This is a genomic window from Paenibacillus sp. JMULE4 (genome assembly GCF_013337105.1).
Classification (GTDB): Bacteria; Bacillota; Bacilli; order Paenibacillales; family NBRC-103111; genus Paenibacillus_G; species Paenibacillus_G naphthalenovorans.
In genome coordinates, this window is sequence record NZ_SGWF01000002.1 from 56,409 (window position 1) to 77,184 (window position 20,776).

The window sequence follows — 20,776 nt, forward strand, 5'->3', positions numbered from 1 at the left end:
AATATACTTTGGTTTGATTTGGAGCTGACTCATCCAGGTTTATAATTTCATAGCTTAGTTGCTGCACTCGCTAAGGCTACAAAGGGAAGCAAATGTCTTGCTGTTCACAATGAATTATCCCACCTTTCAATAAATATAATAACAACTTTACCATATTCATATCATTTTAGTGATATAATAAGTGAAAAACGCGAATTCGCCGGAGAGGCTTATGAAAGCGCTTAAAAAGAAGGATTATACCCTTAATTCCGTAAAAAATGCGGCGCGTATCTTGCGTCTGTTCTCTTTGGAACGGCCTGAATTGGGAGTGACGGAGATCTCCAGGCTCTTGGGACTAAACAAAAGTACGGCCTACCATCTCATGACTTTCCTCACGGCCGAGGGTCTGTTGGAGAAAAGCCCAAAGTCCCGGTACCGCCTCGGCCTTGCCTTTTTGCGTTACAGCGGGATCATTACGACACAGATGGAAATTCACCGGGAATCGCTTCCTTTTTTGGAGAGACTGGCGGAGGAACTGGGAGAATCCGCTTTTATCGGCATTTTGGAAGGGACTAATGTGGCGTACCTTCAGAAAGTGGATGTTAAACATCCCCATCCCCTGTCGCCCATAGGCAACCGGAACCCCGTATCCTGCACCGGATCGGGAAAAGCGATTCTGGCCTTTCAAAAAGAGGAGATCATTTCAGGAATAGCGGAACGCTTGCAGCCTTACGGTCCCAATTCCATCACCGACCCGGAACGCTTCAAGAAGCATTTAAAGAATATCCGAAGCCAGGGATATGCCCTATGTATTGATGAAATATACGAAGGCGTTTCAAGTATTGGGGTGCCTGTACGCGATTATACCGGCGAGGTGGTGGCCGCCGTCAGTATCGCCGGGCCGACAGAACGCATCCGGAGCTGCAATATTGAGCATGCGGTGACAACGTTGAAGCAAGCGGGGCTTGGGATTTCCGCCAAATTGGGCTATTACGGTTGAATCCCGGCGTTCGGTGAGATCCAAGGCCGCAGATAACACAAAGCGACCGCTCCTTCTAACGATACCGGGGAGCGGTCGCTGCTTTTTAGAATGGGAAACGGCGATACTTTTCCTGAACCGAAACCCATTTGGTTATTGTAAATTCATCGATAATCCACGGATTCCCAAACCTTCCGCTTCCGCTCGCCTTATTTCCGCCAAACGGAATGTTGGGGCTGTCATTCACCGTCTGGTCGTTAATATGCGTCATCCCGCTCTCGATTTGCAGCGCCAACTCTTCGCCTTTGGCCAAATCTGTCGTAAAGATCGAAGAGCTTAACCCGTATTCGGTTTCATTCGCCATAATTATGGCTTCTTCGTCCGTATTCGCTTTGATAATGGTGGCGATGGGGGCAAACAGCTCGGTTTGCGCCAGCTTGCTTGAGTTATCTACATCAATAAATACGTAAGGTGTAAGTACATTGCCTTCCCGTTTGCCTTCCAACGCCATTTTCGCTCCATCTCGTTTGGCCGCCTCAATCGCACTGACCGCTTTCTCAAGCTGACGCTCGTTAATAAGAGGGCCGATCATGGTGTTCGGGTCCCTCGGATCGCCGCACGGAAGGGCCTTCGCTCTTTCCACAAACTTTTGGACAAACTCGTCGTGCTTATCTTTATGGACAATGATACGGTTAATAATCATACAAATTTGTCCTTGATGGATGAACTTCCCAAACACCGCAGCATCCACCGCCCGGTCGACGTCCGCATCCGACAGCACCACAAACGGACTGTTACCGCCCAGTTCCAGAATAACTCGCTTCAAGTTTCTACCGGCAATCTCGCCGATGTGTCTTCCGACGGCAGTAGAACCGGTGAAACTGATCAATCCGACATGCGGATGGGTTAACAGGTCATCGCCGATTTCCGTGATATCCGTGAGAATCATATTGAATACGCCATGAGGCAGACCGGCGTGCTCGAATGCCTTGGCGATAATGGAACCGCCGGTTAAGCCAACTTGAATATCAGGCTTATGCACCACGCTGTTCCCCAACGCAATGGCCGGCGCAATGGTTCTCATCGACAAATTCATTGGGAAATTAAACGGTGAAATCGACGCAACCACTCCCAAAGGAAGCCGGCGGATATGATTGACCTTCCCCTCGATGGCAGAAGGAATCTCCCTCACCTGATCGATTGCGTCCGCATAATGTATTGCTTCCTCCAGCACCTCCAGGGCGAGATGCACTTCCACATTGGCTTTTAACAAAGTGCCTCCCGTCTCACGAACGATGATATCCACAATGGCGGCCCGGTTAGCTTTCAAATACTCTGCCGCCTTGTAAATGACCGTCTTCCTTTCATCGGCGGAAGATTTGGCCCATTTCTTTTGCGCCTGCTTCGCCATGTCAATGGCCTCATGCAGCTGCTGGGACGTCGCCAACCGAACCGTAGTCACAACCGAATGATCGTAAGGATTTACAATATCGTAAGTTTGGTCGCTTCTCCCCTCCACCCATTCGCCGTTAATAAAGCTTTTGTTTAAATTTTCGTAACGCGTCATTGGAAGTTCTTCTTTTGCGATTTCCATTTGTAAGCTCCTCTCATCATTTATTATTAAAGGCTGAAAGCTGACAGTCCCTTCTAGTGAAGGACTTCGATCCGTTTCTCATACGTGCTTTCCAGCATACGGATCAGATGGGTCAGCAGCGTATTATACGGAACGGCAATACCGTATTTCCCCGCTTTATCCACGATGGCTCCGTTGAGGAAGGCGATCTCCGTTGCCCGTTGAGCCAGCACATCCTGCAGCATGGAAGTCAGATGCTCGCCCGACATGGCCGGATCGAGAACGCCTTGGATCGCTGCGATGATATCTTCTTTTTCGATATCCACTTGTTCCGCTTTCGCTACGGTCACGATTTCGTCCAGGATGCCGTTCACGAGCTCGTCAAACCGTTCATAGCCTCCGATATCCGATGCCTTCAATCGAGTCAGCGCCGCAAGCGGATTATACACCGCATTAAATGCGACCTTCTTCCAAACGATGGACATCACGTCCGGTTCAATGGACACATGCAGGCCGGCCTCGTTCATCATGCCGCAAATCTGCTGCAGCGCTTCGGTGATTTGTCCGTGAGCGCTCATCATGACGGTTTCCCCGGAGCCGAGTGCGCGAATCACTCCCGGAGCAACCAGCTCCGTACCGAAATTGGTCACGCCGACAATCACCCGCTCGCGAGGGACATATAAAGTAACCGCTTCCAAATTACCCAATCCGTTCTGCAATGTCAGCACTTGCGTGTGTGGACCCATGATGGGCAGCGCTTGCTCGACAACAGCTTGGGTATGCATGGCTTTGGTGAAGACCATGACAAGATCTGCAACGCCTACCGTAGTAAAATCCGTCACGGCTTCTAATCTATACGTGGATGTGCCGCCTTCATGAATGACACGCAATCCGTTGGTTTGAATTGCTTCTATATGATTTCTCCAACGATCGATCAATATCACGGATTGCCCGCTGCGATGCAGCATCGAGCCAAATCGGCACCCCATCGCTCCTGCGCCTGCGACTGCGATTCTCATCCCATCACCTCTTTGACAGCTATGCCGCTTCATTGTCGGGTTCGCGGTCAAGCTGATTATTTGACACTATCCAATTCCTTGAAGAGCTCCTTCACCAAATCTTCGCCAATTTCTTTGGAGAACTTATCAATTAGCGGTCGGGTGAGCTGTTGCATTTTGGCTTTTTCTTCAGGTGACATTTCATTCACTTGCATACCGGCGGCCTTCAACTTCTCCAATGTTTCCTGGGCCATCGCTCTGTTGGTTTCCCGCTGAAATTTACCGGATTCTGCAGCGGCTTCCTGAACAATCTTTCTTTCTTCATCCGACAATTGATCCCAATATTTCTTGCTGAATATGAGGATGGTCGGAGCATACAGATGATTCGTGATAGTTAAATATTTTTGAACCTCATACAGCTTATGGGATTCGACCACCGCAAAGGAGTTTTCTTGTCCGTCAATGGCTTTGCTCTCCAAAGCGGAGAATACTTCGGAAAAGACCATCGGCGTCGGATTGGCTCCCAGCGTTTTAAACATCTCCAAATGGATGGGGTTAGGCAGCGTCCGAATCTTAATTCCCTTAAAATCTTCTACTCTCGTAATCGGGTGCTTGCTGTTGGTGATACTACGGAATCCGTTTTCCCAATAACTTAATCCAATGATTTTGTGCTGCGGCAGTAAATCCATCAATTTTTGGCCGATAGGCCCATCCATGACGGCATCCGCTTGTTTTTCATTATTAATTACGAAAGGAAAATCGAAAATACCGAATGCTTTGATCGTGCCGAATATGGGCGGGGTCGTGATTCCCGCTACCTCCTGCAGGCCGCCCTGCACGGCTTCCATCATTTTCTTATCATCACCAAGCGATGCATCATAAAATCGTTGAACCTTCATTTTCCCACCGCTTTTTTGCTCGACGAGTTCCGCGAATTTCTCCAAACCGAGCCCCTGCGGGTGGCCTTTAGGACTGACAATTCCGGCTTTCATCACGCGCGTTTTCACATTGTCGGAATCTTGGGCTTTAGCTGCTGCCGGCGTTGATGCTCCATTGGCGACATTTGCACCGCTATCTCCGTTACCGCCTTGAGTTCCCCCGCTTCCGGCATTTCCACAGCCTGTGACTACAAGTAAGCTAAGTACAGTTAATCCAATTACGAGCGGTTTTAACCATTTTTTCATAGCCTTCCCTCGTTTCATGTGGATTTGATATTGAAGCCTTCCTTCTCTCAAGTGAACCATCCTAGCGGAACGGTTACGATAGACGGAAAGAGGATCAGCAGTAACAAAATCAGCACTTCAACCAGCAAAAAAGGCCAAATTCCCTTCAATATGCCTTCCATATCCACCTTGCCGACACCGCAAGCGACGTTCAATACGGCCCCCACAGGCGGGGTTAGCAAACCGATACAGTTATTTAGAACGAAAAGGACTCCGAAATAAACCGGATCAATCCCGGCCTGTTCGATAATCGGCATGAGGATCGGGGTCAAAATCAGAATAGTGGGTGTAAGATCCATAGCCGTCCCAACAAGTAATACCAAGATATTAATCGCAATGAGCAGCAGCAATTTGTTCTCAATCAACGGTCCCAGCATATCCACCAAAAGAATGGGAATATCTGCTATCGTAATCAGCCAAGCGGAAACCATCGCGGCAGCCGCCAAAAACATGACCACGCTCGTCACTTTTGCTGAAGCCACAAAGACACGGAACAAGTGCTGGATTTTCAATTCACGGTAGATGATGAAGCCGACGAGAAAGGCATAGAAAGCCGCAACCACCGCTGCTTCCGTTGGTGTGAATATCCCCCCGCGCAATCCCCCGATAATAATCACCGGCAGGAGGAGCGCCCAAACGGCTTGTTTGGTTGTATGCCACATTTCTTTTACAGACTTGCGGGGGAAAACGGCTACCTTATCTTTACGAACGACCAGGGTCCAAGCAATGGTTAGCCCTAATGCAATCAGAAGCCCGGGGACAATACCGGCCATAAACAGCTTGGTAATCGATACACCGCTGGTCACGCCGAAAATAATCATCGGAATGCTCGGAGGGATAATCGGCGCAATAATACCGCCCGATGCAATCAAAGCGGTCGATCGATTGCGATCATACCCGGCCTTTACCATCATCGGGATCAGGATTGCGCCAAGCGCCGCCGTATCGGCCAAAGCCGACCCGGATAAACCGGCAAACAAGACGCTTCCAATGATGGCGACATAACCCAATCCTCCGCGTATATGTCCGACGAACGACAATGCAAAGTTGATAATACGAGTGGAAATCCCCCCTGCATTCATCAATTCGCCTGCGAGAATAAAGAACGGGACGGCCATTAGCGGGAAGCTGTCCGCGCCGTTAATCAAATTCTGGGCAATGATCAGGCTGTCGAACATATTCAATTGGATCATTAAAACCACACCGCTAATTAACAGCGCGAAAGCAATAGGCGTTCCAAGAGCCATAGAGCCCAAGAGTGAACCGAGGAAAATCGTCATTGTCATGGTTGGTTCCCTCCCGAAAGCGTCTGCCTCTTTTCGTATACAGGCCCGAGCATCTCTTCTTCCGATTCTTTCATGCGAACAGCTTTATCTATGGCAGATTTGCGGAGCAGTACTTTGTACATTTTGATCATAACCACAAGGGCCATACCTAAGCTCATGATGATGCCAATCGCGTATACATAGGACATCCGTATTCCTGTAGCAGGCGCATTGCTGTCCATATTGAGCAGAATCAGCTTCCAGCTTCCTTGTAAAATCAACAACAAGGCAAAGAGAATCAACACATGGCTGATGATATAGGCGATCTTTTTCATGGAAGGCGGCAGTCTTTTGACCAGCATCTCTACCCCGAGATGTTCATTATCCTTCAAGGCCCCGATCGATCCCAAGAAGATCATCCACACAAATAAGAAACGGGACATTTCCTCAGACCAGGTGATCCCCGAATCAAACACATACCGCAAAATCACATTGCCCAGTACCAGAATGCACATAAATAATAGGGAAAACGCCATCAAAATGTTCAAAGCGTTACTTAACCATTTGGATATGTTCTTCATCTGATTCCCTCCATAGGAGTAATCATATTCGTAAGATGTCCCGCCGCACCTTTTGTCCAACCATCCTCTTTGAGAATCCGAACCCTCGTGTTCAACATTCAGTGCTGCTGCTTGGATACTTGCGGCAAACGCACATCAAGCACAGCAGACCGCCCTCCTTTGACCATGTGCAGAGCGCTGACTATGGCCTCCTTTAATTCACTTGGTTTTTCAACCAATCTGGGATACGCTCCGCCGGCGGCTTCGGCCACCTTGGCCAATTCGGACGATGGATCGAAATTGACCCAGAATTGGTCCGTCTGGCGGGCTACGCCGTTGGGATGGACACCGAGCGTAGACATTCTGGGCGCGCCCCATCCATGATTGTTGTAAATAACGGTCAGAAAAGGGGTATTGTATTTCCTCGCCACCCAATGAACGGGTGTCGGATTACTGAATATATAGGAACCGTCCCCCGTAAGGCTGACGATGGTTTTATCCGGCGCAGCAAGCTTTGCGCCAATCGCCCCTCCTCCGTGCCATCCTAAAGCACTCGCACCGCTTCCCAGCAAGGTTCCGGGTGTATTGCGCGGTAAATGCTTGCTGACGGTTGCATAATTGGTAATCGTTTCGGTCAGCACAATCGTATCCTCATCTATGGCTTCACGGATACAGGCAGTAAGATACTCCGGCGTAATGATGTCGCTGTCGTCCAGCTGCTCCAGGCGCCTCCATTCTTCCCTTTGCCGGTGATGAATCAGGGTGAAATATTGGTTGCGCTCCCGGACGGCTTTTTCATCGATCAAATGATGGATTGTATTGAAATAAGCGTTCAACTGCTGAAGAGCCGCGAATGAATCGGCCTTATAAAATCTTTTGGACGGGATATACCATAAAGGTGTCTTTTCTTTTAATGGGTCAACGTCTATAAAGTAAACCGTACAGTCTTTGGCCGGTTGATTGTGCAGCGGAATCCAGGGCACATCGCTGTCGATCACAAGAACCAGATCCGCTTCGGCAAGGATTTCATTTTGCTCCGGATGATTCCACTGATAGCCTACATGAAGAGGATGATCTCCAGGGAAGTTCATATAATAAGGCGCTGATTCCAGTACCGGAACGGCTAAACGCTCGCTCAATCGGACAAGCTCCGGAACCGCCTGCTTGTTTCTTCCTAAATAAGAGGTGACGATTAGCGGTTTTTGGGCCTGCAGCAAATCGTTCGCGATCTCGGCAATCTTCTCCGGGGGAATGGCACTCGGGGACAGCGGTTCCCAGCCTTGCGTCCGGAAGGAAGACCGTTCGATCTCTTCCTCCAGCACTTCGCGCGGGGCCATGAGGTATACCGGCCCTTTTGGGTCGCTTTCCGCTATTTGCAGTGCCCGATGGACAAGCTGCTTCACATTTTTTCCGGTGCGGATTTCATTATCGTACTTCATATACTGCCGCACAATACCGCGTTGATCAAACACGTCTTGAATCCAATGAATATGTTCATTTCGGCTCCCGACAAGCTCGCCTTCTTGAGTAAACGGAGAAGCGCCGGCAAAAATAAGCACAGGCACCCTGCCTTTTGCCGCATTATGTACGGATCCGCCGAGATTTTGGGTGCCGCATTCCACATGGATAAATACCGCTTGCGGCCGTCCGCTGACTTGGGCGTAGGTATGGGCAGCGCTTAAAGCGACGAATTCGTGCGGACAAATAATAATGCGGGGGTAGTTCTTGTTTTGTAATTGGGCCTGTGCCCATTCTTCGATGAGAGCGGGGTGATCGCTTCCCAAATTGGCGAAAATACAGGAAACGCCGGCCTCATGAAGCGATTCCATTAAAGCGGAAGCCGTAGTAAATTTACTTGCTGCCTTGTTGTCCAAACCATCCTTTAGCTCATAAGTTACTGCGGATTGGTTATTCGGGGATGATGGTTCCATGGTAAACCGCCTTTCCATTATGAAATTCAATCGTGTTCCCTCTGCTCACCGCGAAAATATTTACATTTTCACCCTGTACAGGTTTTTAAAGCGATTACAAATAACGTTATTGGAATCTATAATAGTATCAGAGTGTATTTTGCGAAACTTTAATTTTCTTCTATATTAAACAAATGAAATAAAATACGTATTAAAGGAGGGCCGTGGAATAGCGTACGTACCCGGATATAAGGAGGAAATCGTGATGCGGCCTCATCAAGGCGGCAAGCGCTTTAGTTCTGTTCAAAACGCGGTGCGCCTCTTGAACGCCTTCTCCCCGGAAGAAGCCGAATTGGGCATCAGCGAACTGTCCGAGAAGCTGGGGATTGCCAAAAGCACCGTTCACCGCTTGGTAACCACATTGTCGGGTGAAGGCTTCATCGCCAAGGACCCAAATACGAATTTGTACCGACTGGGCATTTCGATTCTGGCCATCAGCAATATCGTCACTTCCACCATGCCCCTTCATCAAACGGCGCTGCCCGTTATCCGCCAACTGGGTAAAAAAACGAAAGAATCCATCCATATCGGTATTTTTCGGGATGGCGAAGTTATTTTTCTCAATCGCATTGATGGCATAAACACCCATGCTTCTCTCTCGATGATAGGAAGCCGGGTGCCGGCCCATTGTACGAGTTCAGGTCAGGTGTTTTTGGCTTATCAACCGAAGGAAACCGTGAACCTTTTGTTCAGCAAGGGGTGAGGTCGCCTTGTATCTTTTGGCTTATCAACCGAAGGAAACCGTGAACCTTTTGTTCAGCAAGGGGTTGAAGGCTTACACCCGTAAAACGATCACGGACGTAAAGCAAATGCACGCATTACTGGACAAAGTCCGGGAGCAGGGTTTCTCGGTGAGTGTAGAGGAATTGCATGAGGGCATCGCTTCAGTAGCCGCCCCGATTCGCAATTCGCGGGGACAAGTCATCGCCACCGTGAGCATTCCGGGCCCCGTCCAGCGCATATCCAAAGACGCCCTCCCGCTCTTGACAAAGCTCGTATTACAGGCAGCCAAAGAAATCTCCCTGCGCTTTCAACAGCTTAAACCGCCATGACCAGCGGCCGAAAAGTCTTATAATATTACATTTTTTTACATTTCAATAGTATGAATTACTGAAAAAGATAAGGGATACTGCCCGCGGCAGCATCCCTTATTGCAGTTTCCAGCCATATATTGTTCCCAAACCCCACATGATGCCCAAGCCAATCCACATGCCTGCCCATACTGCGGCCGTTCCCGATCAAGCCGGCATATCATCCATGAAACCAAAAGGCTTACGCGATTTTATTGGCGTCGGCGATCACCTTCGCCAGTTCGCAGTGGCGCAGTTTTTCCTTCTGGCTCTCGATGTCGATGTTGTACAAATTTGCCGCATTTTCTCCGAGGATTTTCTTCTTCACATTCAAATCGAGCGTTACGCCGGTTTCCTTCTGAATATCTTCTGGCAGCTCCATCGCGATGAACTTCTCGATCATCCAGCCCGGCTCCCATATCGCATAGTCGCTTCCGAACAGGATCCGGTCTTCGCCGATCCAGTACAGCAGCTCGCTGATGATTTCCGCAAAATAGCGGGGACGCGTATGGATGAAAGGCATGACAATCGCCAAGCCTCCGTATACGTTCTTCTCCTGCGTCGCAATCCAGCAGAAATCCTCCAGCCGCGGAAGCCCGACGTGCTCGACGATGAAATTCAAATCCTGGAACGCGCTGGCCACATCGTCGATATCGGCAACGTCGAACGCATCGCGGTTCAGCGGAATGATCGTCGGCCCTTTGTGTACGTGAATGTTCTTGATCCCGAGCTCGACGCATTTCTCCAGGTAGCGATAAGACCAGTCGTCCGTTAATTTATATCCTTTCGAGCCCTTATACCAGTCGGCCGTGTACAGCTTGACGCCGGGCCACCGGTATTTCTCATGATCCTTCTCGAGCTGCTCCAGGCCGCGCGCTCCATGGCGCGGATCGAACGTTCCGTTACAGATGAACCGGCCCGGATACTGCCGCGCAAGCGCATCGTTGATATCCGGATCGCCGAAGCCGTTCTTGTAAAACTCCTTCAAATAGACCGGCTGAAAGATGGCCATGTCGCTGTAGCCTTTGACAAACACATCATCGATCAGCGTGCCGGCATCGTATTTCAGGAATTTGTCCTTCGGCCACAAATACTCCTTCGGGGTCATTTTTTTGTGATAATCGTAAAAGCAATGGATGAACTGCTCTCCTTGAACGTTCAACTGGTTCTCTTTGCTGCCGTCCCACAATGCAATATGCCCGTCAATGATGAAAATTTCCTCTCCGTTCGGTAAGCGGTACATGGTCATTCCTCCTTGAAAGGTATCACAAGCACCGGGAAACGCTTACAACATAGATCGAAGACATCATGCCCCCAACCGTCCTCCCACTAAAACTCATGGAGCGCATGATGTTCCGTTCCCAATGCTTACTTCAAGTATAGTCATTGCCGGAACCGAATAAAATGTATATCTATATAAAAAACGATACCAAACGTCGGATCATTTCTGTAGGAAGAACCATCAGGAAACGCCTTGGCCGTTCACCGCTTCCAGCAGCAGGTCGGCCAGATGCACGGCTCTCATTCTCTCCTCCGCACCCTCCCGAATAATGCCCAGCCGCATCTGCAACAGGCAGCCCGGATTGGCCGTCACGATCGTTTGCGCACGTACTTTGTTCACCTTTTCCATTTTATAGTCCAAGATTTGCATCGACATTTCTTTCTCCGTAATATTGTAGACCCCCGCAGATCCGCAGCAATGATCGGCCTCTTCCATCTCACGATATTGAACGCCTTTAATCGAGGCCAGCAATGTCCGTGGGGCACTCGCTGTACCCATGACATTCCGCAGATGGCAGGAATCCTGATACGTAATCACTTGTTCCGGCAGCGAAAGTTCCCTTTCGGCAAATTGAAGCTCAACAAGAATTTCGGAGAAATCCCTTACTTTGCCGGCGAATGCTTTGGCTCGCTCTCTCCATTCCTCTTCATCCCTCAGCAAGTGATCGTATTCAACCAATAAGGCACCGCATCCGCCTGCATTCAGGACGATATAGTCCACGTCCAGCGATTCGAAGGCCTCGATGTTGGCCTTGGCTAACCGCTTGGCCATCTCTTTCTCTCCGCCGTGTGCGTGCAAGGCGCCGCAGCATCCCTGGCCGGAAGGAATCACAATGTCGCAGCCTGCCTTCTGAAGCAGCTTCATCGTGGCATCGTTGGTTTCCATGAACATCGTATCCATAAGACAACCTGAGAAAAAAGCGACCTTCTTCTTTGCTTGCCCTTCGGCAGGAAGATTGGCAGGACGGTTGTTCAACGCGCCGGCGCTTGCGATTGGCGGTATCGTTCGCTCAAGCTCCGCAATGTTCCCGGGCAGGATATGCAGCAATTTGCTTTTTTGAACGATGCGCTGCAGACCGCTCTTTTGATAGAACCTAAGGAAATAATGCAGGCGCTTGATCCGGTCTTTGTGCGGAAACAATTGTTTAAACACAAGCCCCAGCATCACCTTCACGTGCATTTTATGCTTTTTCTTTTGCTGAATCACATCCCGAGCTTCCTCAAGCAGATGACCGTATTTCACGCCGGACGGACAAACCGGCTCACAAGCCCGGCAGCCGAGGCAAAGATTCAACTGCTTCTCCACATCTTCGTCCGGTTCAATGACCCCGTCGACGACCCCCTTCATGAGAGCGATCCGGCCGCGCGGAGACGCCGCTTCATATTGATCGGTTTGGCCATAAGTCGGACAGGTCGGAAGGCAGAAGCCGCATCTCATGCAATTCATTAGCTCGTTGTAATCCAGCTGTTCTTTGAAGCCCTGTCGAATCTCTCTCTGCACCTGCCGGTTCATCTGGTCATCACCACTCTTTTGCGGGCGTCTTTTGCGAACATTTTGCCGGGATTCATGATTCCGTTCGGATCAAAGGCTTGTTTGACGGCTTTCATCGCCGCTACGCCTTCCTCTCCAACCTTTAACGATAAATAAGGCCGCTTCATCTCGCCAACGCCGTGCTCTCCGGTAATGGTACCTCCTAGCTCGATCGCCTTCCGGAAAATTTCTTCGAACGCTTTTTCAACGAGGTGCATCTCTTCCTTGTTTCTTCCATCCGTCAAACAGGTGGGGTGCAGGTTTCCGTCACCGGCATGACCGAAGGTACAAATCGTTACATTGTACTTTTCTGCAATCTGATTAATGGCACGCACCATTTCGCTAATTTTCGACCGAGGGACCGTCGCATCCTCCAGAATCGTCGTAGGCCTCAGCCGCGCGAGCGCAGATAACGCGGATCGCCTGGCCGTGCTTAATGCTTCGGCTTCCGCCTTCGATTGGGCGATTTTCACGGATACCGCATGCCCTTCCTTGCAAATTCGGGCGATTTGTTCCATGTCCCGTTCCACGACCTCCAACGGCCCATCCTGCTCAATGAGCAGCACCGCATTCACATCGGTCGGTAAACCGACCTTTGCGAAATCCTCAACGACTTTACACGTAGGCTGATCCAGAAATTCGAGCGTGGCCGGGATAATCCGGTTTGAAATAATCGCCGATACCGTTCTGGCCGCCGCGTCGAGATCTTCGAAAAGCGCCAGCATCGTTTTTTTCGTTTCCGGGATGGGAATGAGCTTTAGCGTGGCTTCCGTTATGACGCCCAGCGTCCCCTCGGAGCCGACAAACAGCTTTGTTAGATCGTATCCCGCCACATCCTTGGGCGATTTCCCGCCCGTTCGAATGCAATCTCCATTCGGCAGAACGATTTCCAGCCCAAGGACATAGTCCTTGGTGACACCGTATTTTAAACCCCGAAGCCCTCCCGAGCATTCATTAATGTTGCCGCCGATGGTTGAGATTTTCATCGAGCTGGGGTCCGGGGGATAAAACAACCCCCTGGCCTCCACGGCTTCAATTAATTGCTTCGTAATGACGCCCGGCTGCACCGTAACGGTTAAATTCTCTTCGTCAATTTCCAAAATCCGGTTCATATGATTGAACACAAGAACAATGCCGCCCTGGGTCGGGCATGTACCGGCGCTTAAATTGGTGCCGGAGCCTCTGGGTACAATCGGGATTCCATGCTCATTGCATATTTTTAAAACCGCCTGGATTTCTTCTTTGCTCTTGGGCATGATGACGGCGTCGGGAAGCGCCTGAAAGTTCGGCGTCGCATCATACGAATAGGACAATCTCGCTTCATTCGAGTCATGATACCGGGCGCTTCCGATAATTTCTATAAGCTGGCTTCTTATTGCTGGTGGAATCACAAGAAGTCCTCCTTTCGTTATCACCATTATAGGAAGAGCCCTTTTAAATAACCATGTGCGAAAACACAAAAATCCTTAATATCAATCCTCATTTATTGGATGATTATCTAATTTCAATAAGGAGAGCGCAATTAAAAATAACGTAATGCCTTCCGGGCATTTGGGGTTGATGCCTGTAAGCTCCTTGATCTGGTTGAGCCGGTAGTGCAGCGTATTAATGTGAATATGAAGCGCATCCGCGCTATCTTTAATGGACAATTGCTTTTTATAATAAACGCGGATTGTCTCCAGAAGCTCTTGATCCGATTGGATTTCCGATAAAATCCGGTTGATGAACTCATGCTTTGTTTTTACGCTGATCTCCTCCAACACGATATCCAGCAGCAAATCCTCGTAATAAACGATCTCATGATGCTTTTGCGCCACCTTCAGCGCCTTCTTCGCTTCGTTGTACGTATGGTTCATTTTGAAGGGTTCGATGGTCTTGCCCACGCCGACGGCCAAATTAATCCCGTAATGCTTTTTAAAATATTGATGCCATTTGGTCAATTCCCGGGAAAGCATTTTGGGCGCATTTTGATTTTTGGCATCTTTGATCAGAATGAATTTTCCGTTGCCCCAGCGAATGAAAAAATCGGTCGGATCGCGTTCAAAATTTCTTAGAAAAAAGTCGGCCATCAGCGATTGCGCTTCCCGAAGCACCTCGTCGCGGTGGTTGACATCCACTTGGAAAAGGACGCAAATGTACGGAATCTCAACGGAAACCCCCAGGATTTGGCCGCGATTGATAAACTCCTGATCCACGTCCTGGATATGAATCCACTCGTAAAAAAAGGATTCGAGCCCCCTTGTTTCCCGCTCTTCCTTCTCTTTCTGCAGGGCTTCTCTAATAATGAGCTCCGTCATTCTTCGCAGCAGCTCCGCGTAGGGTTCAACAACCGAGGGAGTACCTGTGATACCAATGACGCCAATCACCTTCTTGTTGTAGTAAATCGGCAGATTGATTCCCGGCTTCACTCCTTTTAGCCGCTTGGCATCCCTTTCGGTAATATGCAGCCTATGTCCGGACTTCATGACAAGCGTCGCACCCTCATGAAATGAACCGATCCGGTTTTTGTCCGTCGAGGCGATAATGATCCCCTGACCGTTGACAACGATCAGATGCTCGGTCATGGCCGATTCCACTTCATGGATGATTTTTTTGGCTAATTCCGGTAGTAATTGCAGACGAATCACCAAGCTTTCTAAAAGTGATAAACAGGAAAAACCAGCGCGCTCCGGTATTAAGCCGGAGCGCACTGGTTCCAAGGCATCAACTACGTGTAACCAGCTGCCCGAACACCGATTACACCGCTACTTTCTTATCCGCATTCAACAGATGGAAGAATTCTCTCATAAAGCCCGGCAGATCCGGCCATGCATGCCCCGTTACCAGGTTGCCGTCAACGACAAGCATCTTCTCGACATAATGGGCTCCCGCCGCTTCCACTTCAGGACGGCAGCAAGTGTAAGCGGTCATCGAACGGCCCTGGATATGCTCGCGCACGGTCGTCAACACCAGCTGACCGTGGCAGATGACGCCCATCGGCTTGTTTTCCTGGAGGAAGTGGGCCGTAATTTCCTGCACTTTTGGGTTCATGCGGATATATTCCGGGGCGCGTCCGCCGGGGATAATCAGCGCGTCGAAATCCGCCGGGTTAATGTCGTCGACAGAAGCATGCGAATCGATTCTATATGCGGTTAACTCGGTGAAGGTTTCCATCTGCGGAAGGAAATCGTGACAAACCGTTTGAAGCTTCTTTTTCGTAGGCGAAGCAATTGTCACATCGATTTGCTCCTCCAGACAGCGATAGTAAGGATAGAAAACTTCCAGGCAATCTACAGCATCACCAGTCAGGATAAGCACCTTTTTACTCATCTTCATCACCGATCCTTTTTGAGTTTGTTTAATATATGATCAAGAATGTTATGAACATTCCCGACAGCAATGGGAGCCGCGCTGCTTATGTCCCCTCCGTGGCCGTGGCCTCCAAATCGTAGCGGGCCTCTAACAGACCGCGGCAATAATGGCCGTTAAACTCCATGCTCAATCTTGTTCTTTTGGCGCCCAGCAGGTAATCCGCAAACCCTTCCGGCGTTAAAGCCTCTCCTTCGGGAGTGGTAAAGGCCCAAACCCCGGCGTGGTTGAGCTGCGCCTTCTTCTCTACATATCTGGATCGCATGTTCTGCCCCTCTTCTGTGAGCGGGAGCTGATGCAGCTGCTCCAAGGTCATGGCAATGATCGCTTCTTTCGACAAACCCTGAGCCAATAAATGCTTGATCAGCTTTTCCTCCCGGGCATAGAACGCTTTGATTTGAAACGTTCTCCGCAGCTCGTCAAGCTCCCCGTCGGACGCTCCAAACCGGCTGGTCGATTCGCTGAAGCGCTTCCCCTTCGAAACCCCTTGATTGATTTCATCGGAAGCACAGTGGTCGATCAAATTCACTTTGACCTCCCGGACCCATTCCAATTGGGAAATACAGGTCCGGATATCCTCCGCCATAATGAATGCGAAGTTTGGCGAGCACCAATAGGTCGGTAAACGGAATACGACCTGCACTTGATTACCGTCGATTTTCGTATGGTCGATAAACCCCAATTCCGTTAAGGGTTGATCAAGCTCCGGGTCATATACCTGATCGAGCTGCTTGTATACCTGCTGTTCCTTGGTCAGCAACATCCCATGCACCTCCTGTCAACGTTCTGCCGTAAAGAAGCGTACGCGATTTTATTGGCATCGGCGATCACCATCGCCAGTTCGCAGTGGCGCAGCTTTTCCTTATGGCTTTCGATGTCGAACCCACAAGGCAATATGCCCGTCATTGATGAAAATTTCCTCTCCGTTCGGTAAGCGGTACATGGTCATTCCTCCTTGATTTTCAAAAAGAGTGAATTCAACAAAGGGAAACGCTTACAAAAATGACTGTGATTTGAAGTATACCGTCTCGATGCGAAGAAAGAAATGGTTTTTTATATAACAACATTCCGCATAACGGGCTATATTTTTTGTATGTTCATACAAAAAAGATCGGGGCCGCCCCGATCTAATGGCCGCCGGAGCCGACATAAAACCCGATTTTGCCCAGCTGTGCCGCGCGCTCCATCCGTTCGAACGCCTGCGCATATTGCTCCAACGGCATCATTTGGTCCAGCACGGGTTTGATTTGATGGGTTTCAATAAATTGGAGCATCTCCCGATACTCTTCCCCGCTTCCCATCGTCGTCCCCAACAAATTATACTGGCCATAGAAGAAGTCGCGCAAATTGAATGGAACGACATCTCCCGTGGAAGCGCCGAACGTGACTATGGTGCCTCCCGGACGCAGCCGTTCAAGCGACTTATGAAATGTAGCCGCGCCGACGCTTTCAATGGCGACATCCACCTTTGCTCCGTCAAGCGCCGTGCCCCAATCGTCATGACTGTCGATCGCGCGGTCGGCGCCGTATTCCAGGGCTTTCCTGCATTTCTCCTTCGATCGGGAGGTTACATATACGGTAGCACCCGCCGCTTTGGCAAACTGAAGAAGAAACGTAGCGGCACCGCCGCCGATGCCCGGGATCAGCACCTTCATGCCGGGCCGGATGCGAGCCCTCGTAAACAATGCGCGATACGCTGTGAGCGCCGCCAAAGACAGCACGCCGGCTTCCTCCCAAGTTAAATAACGGGGTTTAAGGATGGCATTATCGCCAGGCACAATGACCTTTTCCGCAAAAGTGCCGTGTTTGGGAAACCCCAGAATTTCATAACCCGCGGGAGGCGCTTCGCTGTTCTCCTTCCATCCAAGACTTGGATTAATAATCACCTCGTCTCCTACTTGGACGTGCGTTACGCCTTCGCCGACGGCATCGATGACACCGGCCCCGTCCGAACCGATAATGACAGGCGGATCCGTCGGCTTATGGCGTTCGAGGACAAAAAGATCCCGGTGATTCATTCCCGCCGTTCTTAATTTGACCCTTACCTCTCCCGCCCCAGGCTTCGGCTCTTCCATCTCCTGAACGGATAAGCCGTCCAATCCGCTCTTCCCTGCATGTACAATCGCCTTCATTCTATCACTCCTCGTATAGTATGTTTAGAATCTTCTTTTTGAAGAATTTCCAGTTAATCTGCAGTGAAACTATGGTGGACGTAGCCGACCCGCACCGCAGCCCGAAGGGCAAGGAGCGGAAGTCGGGGTCCAGAGAGAAAACCGCTCTTTGACAACTTTAAAAAATACAATTAGGGTCTTGGACTTTTCGTGATGTTCCCAGACAATGAGCTTAGGGTCATTTGGGGAAATTCGTCTCACTCCTGTAGTTCGACTACATCTAAAGTCTGTTTCCCCAGCACTCGTTTGAACTTCTTACCCGCTGGCTGTCCCCTTCGGCAACCCATGCTCGAAGATAGCAGCTTCGAGGCAGCTCATGGACCGAAGGAAGTTCTCATATGCGAGGGTGACTGATCGGCGAGCGCGCTGGGGGCATCCCGAAGAGTCCAATTCCCTAAATCCCGAATCCAGAAGGGAGGGATCACCCTTGAAATTATTTGTCGGTATTGACGTCAGTTCAGAAGAACTGGAAGCGTGTTTCATGAATCCGGAAGGCGATACGCTTGAAACGCTCAAGGTAGAAAACAATCTACACGGTGCCTCGCATCTGCGCGACCGCATCGTGGCTGCTGCGGACAAGCTGCCGGCTTCCGAAATCCATATCGGCCTTGAAGCAACCTCGGTCTATAGCTGGCATCCGGCTATGTACCTGCATGAGGATGCCTCGCTTCAAGAGCGGAAAACCAAGGTGTTCACGATCAACCCGAAGCTTATCAACAAGTTCCGGGAAGCCTACGCGGATATGGACAAGACCGATCGGATCGATGCCTGGATCATCGCCGAACGCCTGCGCTTCGGCCGTCTCACGACGACCATCGTCATGCAGGAGCAGTACATCGCGCTTCAGCGCCTGACGCGCATGCGGTACCATCTGGTTCACAACCTGACACGCGAGAAGCAGTACTTCCTGCAGAATCTGTTCTACAAATGCAATGCGTTTCGTTCCGAAGTCGACAGCTCCGTTTTCGGCCACGCCATCATGGAGATGCTCTCGGAAAAGTTCAGCCTCGATGAGATTGCCGACATGGAAGTCGCCGACTTGGCCGACTATCTCAAGGAGAAGGGAAAGAACCGTTTCCCTGACCCGGAGCATGTCGCCCGCTGCATCCAGAAGGCTGCACGAGCGTCCTACCGCCTTTCAAAGGTCGTAGAGGATTCCATTGATCTGGTTCTCGGCACTTCCATACAGGCCATCCGGAGTATTCAGAGCCAACTGAAAGAGCTGGACAAGGCGATCGAACGCATTCTGGCTGGCATCCCCGGCGCTCAGTGCCTGCGCTCCATTCCGGGCATCGACCGGGTGTACGCCGCCGGCATTCTGGCGGAGATCGGCGACATCGAACGCTTTAGCGATCAGGCCGCCGTAGCTAAATATGCAGGCCTGACATGGCGTAAACATCAGTCCGGGGGCTTTGAGGCCGAAGATACCAAACGCATTCGTTCCGGCAACCGATTCCTTCGTTATTACCTTGTTGAAGCTGCCAACTCGGTGAAAAACCGCGAACCGGAATTCGGCGAGTATTACCGGAAGAAGTACGTTGAAGTGCCTAAGCATCAACACAAACGCGCCCTCGTCTTAACGGCAAGAAAACTTGTGCGTCTGGTCGATGTGCTGCTACGCAACGGCCAACTCTACACGCCTGGAAGGAAGGTGACAACTGCGAAGGATTAACGCCTCCTTTGCCAAAGTCCTTCACGGATTCCCAGTTAAAATCTGGTAATTAACTCGATTTTCGACTGGGTTTAGTTTGGTGTTGCCTTTTTCCCTGAGTCATCGCGTTTTGGGCCAAAATAATTTCCAATTTCCACGAATCAGGGACTTGACATATTACCGCTGGACTTTATGAATCTTATATTTACAAAAATAGTTGGCAAAATCAAGTAGAATCGGAAAAAATTTGTTTTGTGAAAGCGATCCATTCTCTTGCGGCCAACGATTGATATCCCTTCCGTCTCCAGGCCATCACGGGCTGCCACGGAATTTCAGGTACCAACGGGATCGCTTTTACTTTATCCGGATCCAACAAGCGGCAGATGGTGTCCGGCAGAAACGCAATGCCCAGATCGGCTCTTACCATCTCCCGAATTAAATCCCATTGGGAGCTTTCGGATACGATGCGGGGGACGAAGCCCGCCGAACGGCATGCATTCTTGATCCGATCATGCAGGGTAAAATTGCTGTTAAATAATATAAACCGTTCCTGCTCCAGTTCGGCCAGTTCGATTTGCTCCCGATCCGCTAACGGATGTGAGGGATGCATCACGACCTTGAGCCGATCATTAAAAATCGGAAACCAATCGAACACCGCCTGATTGACCGGCAGCAGCAAAATTCCTGCGTCCAGCAAGCCTTCTTCGATGCTTTCCTCGATTTTTCTTGCGCCATCCTCCACCATCTTCATCGTGATCCCCGGATAACAGTCCTGAAATTTTTTAATCACGTCCGGGAAGAAGCTCGATCCCGCCATGGGCGGCAAACCGATGCGAATGCTGCCTTTGTTCAGGAAGGTCAGGTCATTGATTTCCGTTTTTAAATTTTCGAACATCTGCAGAATCGGTCCGGAATATTTCAAGATCGCTTCGCCTACATCCGTCAATTGGATTTGTCTTCCGTTCCGGACAAAAACGTCTGCGTTCAATTCATTCTCCAGATTTTGGACCATTTTGCTTATGGTCGGTTGTGTCACATTTAGATTTTCCGCGGCTTTGGTAAAGCTGCTGCACCGCACGATTTCTGCGATGTACTGCAAGTGGCGCAGCTCCATCGGCATTCCCCCTCATACAACCATAAATAAATGGAATGAATTGAATTCTATAAATTCATTTTA

The 20,776-nt window shown here is 50.0% G+C and carries 18 protein-coding genes; 4 read left to right on the plus strand and 14 right to left on the minus strand.

Annotated features, from left to right (window positions below):
• Window positions 1-211 precede the first annotated feature (211 nt).
• On the plus strand, window positions 212-979 hold the full coding sequence (locus EXW96_RS00925; RefSeq protein WP_174349621.1) for an IclR family transcriptional regulator: 768 nt from the start codon (window positions 212-214) through the stop codon (window positions 977-979).
• Between the two features lie 85 nt (window positions 980-1,064).
• On the opposite strand, the gene EXW96_RS00930 is transcribed toward EXW96_RS00925, so the two are convergent.
• From EXW96_RS00930 to EXW96_RS00955, 6 genes are all read right to left on the minus strand, one after another.
• A complete protein-coding gene (locus EXW96_RS00930) occupies window positions 1,065-2,525 on the minus strand; it encodes an aldehyde dehydrogenase family protein (protein ID WP_174349653.1) in 1,461 nt (486 codons plus the stop codon).
• Window positions 2,526-2,605: 80 nt separating this feature from the next.
• Window positions 2,606-3,550 carry a ketopantoate reductase family protein gene (locus EXW96_RS00935; protein WP_174349622.1) on the minus strand — a complete coding sequence of 315 codons (945 nt, stop codon included), beginning with the start codon at window positions 3,548-3,550 and terminating at the stop codon, window positions 2,606-2,608.
• 56 nt (window positions 3,551-3,606) lie between these two features.
• The gene (locus EXW96_RS00940; RefSeq protein WP_174349623.1) at window positions 3,607-4,713 is read right to left on the minus strand and encodes a TRAP transporter substrate-binding protein; all 1,107 of its coding nucleotides are present in this window, start codon (window positions 4,711-4,713) and stop codon (window positions 3,607-3,609) included.
• 47 nt (window positions 4,714-4,760) lie between these two features.
• Window positions 4,761-6,038, minus strand: a complete 1,278-nt coding sequence (locus EXW96_RS00945; protein WP_174349624.1) for a TRAP transporter large permease — start codon at window positions 6,036-6,038, stop codon at window positions 4,761-4,763.
• Window positions 6,035-6,598, minus strand: coding sequence for a TRAP transporter small permease (locus EXW96_RS00950; RefSeq protein WP_137671127.1), 564 nt, complete (start codon window positions 6,596-6,598; stop codon window positions 6,035-6,037). Before EXW96_RS00950 ends, EXW96_RS00945 begins: the two co-directional genes overlap by 4 nt.
• Before the next feature lie 98 nt (window positions 6,599-6,696).
• The gene (locus EXW96_RS00955; protein ID WP_082660956.1) at window positions 6,697-8,508 is read right to left on the minus strand and encodes a thiamine pyrophosphate-requiring protein; all 1,812 of its coding nucleotides are present in this window, start codon (window positions 8,506-8,508) and stop codon (window positions 6,697-6,699) included.
• A gap of 244 nt (window positions 8,509-8,752) precedes the next feature.
• On the opposite strand from EXW96_RS00955, the gene EXW96_RS00960 reads away from it, so the two are divergent.
• Window positions 8,753-9,250, plus strand: coding sequence for an IclR family transcriptional regulator (locus tag EXW96_RS00960; protein ID WP_174349654.1), 498 nt, complete (start codon window positions 8,753-8,755; stop codon window positions 9,248-9,250).
• Window positions 9,251-9,257: 7 nt separating this feature from the next.
• Window positions 9,258-9,599 (plus strand): IclR family transcriptional regulator, encoded by a 342-nt coding sequence (locus tag EXW96_RS00965; protein ID WP_174349625.1) that lies wholly within the window; start codon window positions 9,258-9,260, stop codon window positions 9,597-9,599.
• A 220-nt stretch (window positions 9,600-9,819) separates the two neighbouring features.
• Here EXW96_RS00965 and EXW96_RS00970 read toward each other — a convergent pair whose 3' ends face one another.
• The 7 genes from EXW96_RS00970 to EXW96_RS01000 all read right to left on the minus strand — a co-directional run bounded on the left by EXW96_RS00970 (window position 9,820) and on the right by EXW96_RS01000 (window position 17,909).
• Entirely contained in the window at window positions 9,820-10,860 is a 1,041-nt protein-coding gene (locus EXW96_RS00970; protein WP_062410758.1) for an amidohydrolase family protein, read from the minus strand.
• 219 nt (window positions 10,861-11,079) lie between these two features.
• Entirely contained in the window at window positions 11,080-12,411 is a 1,332-nt protein-coding gene (locus EXW96_RS00975; RefSeq protein WP_174349626.1) for a (Fe-S)-binding protein, read from the minus strand.
• Window positions 12,408-13,820, minus strand: coding sequence for a glycolate oxidase subunit GlcD (gene glcD / locus EXW96_RS00980; protein ID WP_174349627.1), 1,413 nt, complete (start codon window positions 13,818-13,820; stop codon window positions 12,408-12,410). Before glcD ends, EXW96_RS00975 begins: the two co-directional genes overlap by 4 nt.
• Before the next feature lie 81 nt (window positions 13,821-13,901).
• The gene (locus EXW96_RS00985; RefSeq protein ID WP_235594223.1) at window positions 13,902-15,056 is read right to left on the minus strand and encodes a CdaR family transcriptional regulator; all 1,155 of its coding nucleotides are present in this window, start codon (window positions 15,054-15,056) and stop codon (window positions 13,902-13,904) included.
• A gap of 109 nt (window positions 15,057-15,165) precedes the next feature.
• Window positions 15,166-15,738, minus strand: coding sequence for a DJ-1/PfpI family protein (locus EXW96_RS00990; protein ID WP_062411149.1), 573 nt, complete (start codon window positions 15,736-15,738; stop codon window positions 15,166-15,168).
• Between the two features lie 85 nt (window positions 15,739-15,823).
• On the minus strand, window positions 15,824-16,540 hold the full coding sequence (locus tag EXW96_RS00995; protein WP_249929673.1) for an iron-sulfur cluster assembly protein: 717 nt from the start codon (window positions 16,538-16,540) through the stop codon (window positions 15,824-15,826).
• Between the two features lie 364 nt (window positions 16,541-16,904).
• On the minus strand, window positions 16,905-17,909 hold the full coding sequence (locus EXW96_RS01000) for a zinc-binding dehydrogenase (RefSeq protein ID WP_174349628.1): 1,005 nt from the start codon (window positions 17,907-17,909) through the stop codon (window positions 16,905-16,907).
• Window positions 17,910-18,375: 466 nt separating this feature from the next.
• Between EXW96_RS01000 and EXW96_RS01005 the strand changes: the two genes are divergently transcribed.
• Window positions 18,376-19,620 carry an IS110 family RNA-guided transposase gene (locus tag EXW96_RS01005; protein WP_074730232.1) on the plus strand — a complete coding sequence of 415 codons (1,245 nt, stop codon included), beginning with the start codon at window positions 18,376-18,378 and terminating at the stop codon, window positions 19,618-19,620.
• 205 nt (window positions 19,621-19,825) lie between these two features.
• Here EXW96_RS01005 and EXW96_RS01010 read toward each other — a convergent pair whose 3' ends face one another.
• Window positions 19,826-20,713, minus strand: coding sequence for a LysR family transcriptional regulator (locus EXW96_RS01010; RefSeq protein ID WP_174349629.1), 888 nt, complete (start codon window positions 20,711-20,713; stop codon window positions 19,826-19,828).
• Window positions 20,714-20,776: the final 63 nt, after the last annotated feature.